This window comes from Dehalococcoidales bacterium, from assembly GCA_035529395.1.
GTDB lineage: Bacteria > Chloroflexota > Dehalococcoidia > Dehalococcoidales > Fen-1064 > DUES01.
Map to the genome: position 1 here is coordinate 1 of DATKWT010000044.1, position 3,774 is coordinate 3,774.

Annotated in this window: 4 protein-coding genes; all 4 read left to right on the top strand. The window is 55.6% G+C overall.

Translation table 11 applies throughout. The annotated features are described in order from the left end of the window. A partial coding sequence (locus VMW13_02880) for an ABC transporter permease (protein HUV43755.1) occupies positions 1-503 on the top strand: 503 nt, incomplete at its 5' end. A gap of 2 nt (positions 504-505) precedes the next feature. Next, complete coding sequence (locus VMW13_02885) at positions 506-1,693, top strand: ABC transporter ATP-binding protein (GenBank protein ID HUV43756.1); 1,188 nt, start codon at positions 506-508, stop codon at positions 1,691-1,693. Further along, entirely contained in the window at positions 1,674-2,738 is a 1,065-nt protein-coding gene (locus tag VMW13_02890) for an ABC transporter ATP-binding protein (protein HUV43757.1), read from the top strand. Before VMW13_02885 ends, VMW13_02890 begins: the two co-directional genes overlap by 20 nt. Positions 2,739-3,144: 406 nt before the next feature. Then, complete coding sequence (locus VMW13_02895; protein HUV43758.1) at positions 3,145-3,693, top strand: hypothetical protein; 549 nt, start codon at positions 3,145-3,147, stop codon at positions 3,691-3,693. The last annotated feature ends 81 nt before the right edge of the window (positions 3,694-3,774 follow it).

The following is a 3,774-nucleotide window of genomic DNA, read 5'->3' on the forward strand; positions in this document are numbered from 1 at the left end:
TGGCTTTCCCCGCCCTGATTCTGGCCATGGCAATTACGGTTGCCCTCGGCCCCAGCTTGAATAGCGTTACCCTCGCACTCATTGCTGTATCCTGGCCTTCCTACACACGTCTAATCAGGGGGGACATCCTTGCAGTCCGAGAGGAGGACTACGTGGAAGCCGCCCGCGGTGTCGGCAGCTCCCACTTCAGGATTATCGTCTGGCACATACTACCCAACTCCATCTACCCGACTCTGGTCATGGCCTCTCTGGATATAGGTGCCGTGGTGCTTTCAGCAGCCGCGCTCAGCTTCCTGGGGCTGGGCGCACCCGAGGGATACGCTGACTGGGGACAGATGATAGGATACGCCAGGAACTGGATTGTGGGACCACCTGGGGACCCCATGGCATACTGGTATGCCGTGGTGATTCCCGGCTTGTTCATTCTCTTCTTTGTCCTCGGTTGGAACCTGCTGGGTGACGCCTTCCGGGACATCCTTGACCCGAGGCTGGGGAAGAGGTAGGCATGGACGAGCTGCTGTCAATCAAAGACCTCACTGTGAAGTTCTATACCTACGAAGGCGTGGTACATGCGCTGGACAACCTCAACCTGGACATCAACCGGGAAGAGACCTTCGGCCTGGTGGGCGAGACCGGTTCCGGCAAGACACTGACCGCCCTCTCGATTCTGCGATTAATACCACCACCGGGGCGCATTGAGTCCGGCAGTATTTATCTCCATGTAGACGGGAACAGTGAGCCCATTAACCTGCTGGAACTGGATGAGGAAGAGATGAGGGAGCTTCGCGGTGGCCGGATTTCGATGGTATTCCAGGAACCCGGCTCCGCTCTGAATCCCGTCTATACGATAGGTGACCAGATATCGGAGGTGATTCTACTTCATCGGCAGCGAGAACTTGCCCGGAAGGCTCTGTCATCTGTGACCGAGCAGATGGAGACGGGACGAGGCCTGTTCAATCTCGCGGCTAAGCCCGTTCGCCTGCTTGAGAGCAGTATCTTTCGCAGGGCCAGCCAGAACCCGAACTCACTTCTGCTGAGAGTCATCCGTCGTATCCCTCTGGTCAGGAGACTTCTTATACCACGCTTGAGTCATGAAGCTAATCAGATGGCAATCGACGCTCTGAAGGAGGTAGAAATACCGGACCCGCACAGGATAACCCAGCGGTATCCGCATGAGTTGAGTGGTGGAATGAAACAGCGTGCCGTGATTGCCATGGCCCTGGCATGCTCACCCAGGTTTCTGATCGCCGATGAGCCGACAACTTCACTGGACGTAACCATCCAGGCACAAATCCTGGAGCTTCTCCGCCGGCTGAAGGAAGAGGGGAAGTCATCGGTGCTATATATCACCCACGACCTGGCGGTAGCTGCCGAGCTGTGCGACCGAGTTGGTGTAATGTACGCGGGTAGCCTGTGTGAGGTATCGCCGGTAGATGACCTGTATGCCAATCCTCTGCACCCCTATACCATAGCCCTTCTGGCGGCGGTCCCCAAGCCCGGTCAGGAACCCCAGGCTATCGGTGGAACAGTCCCGGACCCAATGAACATGCCACCAGGATGCAGATTCCACCCCCGGTGTCCTCACGCCATGCCGGTGTGCCAGGAACAAGCCCCGACGATGCGCCGGCAGGTGCCAGGGCACTTCGTGGCCTGCCACCTGCATCAAGGAGAGAATGGTGGAAATTCTGGTTGAGACCAGAAATCTTAAGACGCATTTCCCAATCCTGAAGGGAATCCTGCAGAGACCGGTGGGGGCAGTCCGAGCCGTGGATGATGTCAGCATGACAATCGCACCGGGCCAGTGGATGGGTCTTGTCGGTGAGTCCGGCTGCGGTAAGACTACCCTGGGCAAGACCGTCCTTCGCTTCCTGAGGCCGACATCCGGGCACATATACTTCGATGCCTCTGATGAAATCAAGGAGGAGATGAACTCGCTGGAGGAATCAGCCACCAATCCAGGCAGACTCAAGACGTTGAGACACGACTATGACCTGGCCACTTTCTCCGGCAATCGTCTGAAGGCTCTCAGGAGAAACATGCAATTGGTCCACCAGGACCCGTACACCTCTCTCAATCCCAGGATGAAGATAAAGGACATTGTCGGCGAACCGTTAGTAGTCCACAAGCTGATGCCGAGGAGTCAGGTCAGGGAGAGAGTGTCCGAGATTCTCCGGCTGGTAGGTCTCACCGAACAGCACATGAACCGCTACCCCCACGAGTTCAGTGGTGGGCAGAGACAGCGCATCGCCATCGCCCGCGCCCTGTCGACAAACCCGCGGTTCATTATCTTTGATGAACCAACGTCTGCGCTCGATGTCTCGGTCCAGGCACAAATCCTGGCACTCCTTGCTCAGCTCAGAGCAGATTATAACCTTACCTATCTCTATATCACGCATAATCTAACCGTCGCCGAAAGCGTATGTGACCGTCTTGCTGTCATGTACCTGGGAAAGATCGTTGAGATAGGACCGCCCTCGGAGGTTTTCAATACTCCCAGACACCCTTACTCCCGAGCCCTTGTCCTGTCAACACCGATACCGGACCCCAAGAGAAGGCGGGGCAGAATTATCCTCCCCGGGGAAGTACCCAGTCCCGCCAATCCCCCGCCAGGCTGCCGGTTTCACCCCCGTTGCGACCGGGCCACTGAGGAATGTCAGGAGATGGAACCACAACTGGAATCGTCCGGGCACAGCCATTGGGTTTCCTGCTGGCATCCCCTCAATTCAGGCCTCAACTGAGGATTGTCTGTTGCCTCTACAGTATGGTCTCCGCCCACAGGGAAACGTGGTTGACGGTTTTCCCTGCCTCCAAATAGTAGACCACTTAAAATGTTAGAGTTCCCGGATCCAGAGTCGGCAAGATAGTCACTGGAGCTGGTACCTGGTAGCCCTCGACCGAGTAAGACCGGAACTCATTATACTCCTTCCGCCACCAGCTCCTGAAGCTAAACTATCTTTAACTCTAACGTGACAAGTGGTATCCTTTCTGGGGACAAGCCAGACTGGGGCTGGCGGATGACCTCGTTCTGGTCTCAATGAATATGCGTGTTCTTATGGAGAAGTAACCCGTGCCTGCTGTATTCGCTGGCGAGTATACAGACTGGCCAACCATTATCCGCCAATCGGGTGTGCTGAGACCGACAGAATGAAAGCGAATCTCATTACCGCAGCAAAAACAGCTGCAGTCCTGGCGCTCATCGTGGTCGTGGTCACGGGTGCTATCCAGTTAGCAACATCCACACGAGATGAAGGACCCGAAGCACTGCGAACCCTCATCAATGACGCCACGATGTTTCATCAGAAGATTGAAGGCAGTACGCTTCTGGAGGGTTTTGATAACCTGCTGCGTCAGATCCTCAGTGAAGATCCAGAGGTCTCGCCAGGGGTCAGAGTGGTTATCACCGATGGGACTCTCAAGGCGCGGGGTTATGCAGAACAGTTTGATTGGCTACGTCCCACCACCGATACGCTGGAACTCCTGAACTCACTGCGAAAGGAAGGGCAACTCCTCCAGAGTTGCTATTCCGCATTACACCGGGCATGGTCACAGAAGGAATCAGGTCTTCAGTCAGACTGTGTCCGATACTGCGAAGAAGCGAAGGATTTCTTCGATCAGGTACTATCACTACGTGCCCAGAACAGGACTACTCTTGCCGAATGGCAATCACGAATCGAACGAAATACGGTAAGATGACCCCAACATGTATTCGACATCCCCAGCGCGATTCACACCATCGTCGTCTGTTCTCGTGGTTTCGGCTGCACTAATGGGAGT

What these genes read in the sequence shown, in the direction of transcription:
- VMW13_02890 (HUV43757.1), top strand. Translation starts at nt 1,674, where the DNA reads ATGGTGGAAATTCTGGTTGAGACCAGAAATCTTAAGACGCATTTCCCA.
- VMW13_02885 (HUV43756.1), top strand. Translation starts at nt 506, where the DNA reads ATGGACGAGCTGCTGTCAATCAAAGACCTCACTGTGAAGTTCTATACC.
- VMW13_02895 (HUV43758.1), top strand. Translation starts at nt 3,145, where the DNA reads ATGAAAGCGAATCTCATTACCGCAGCAAAAACAGCTGCAGTCCTGGCG.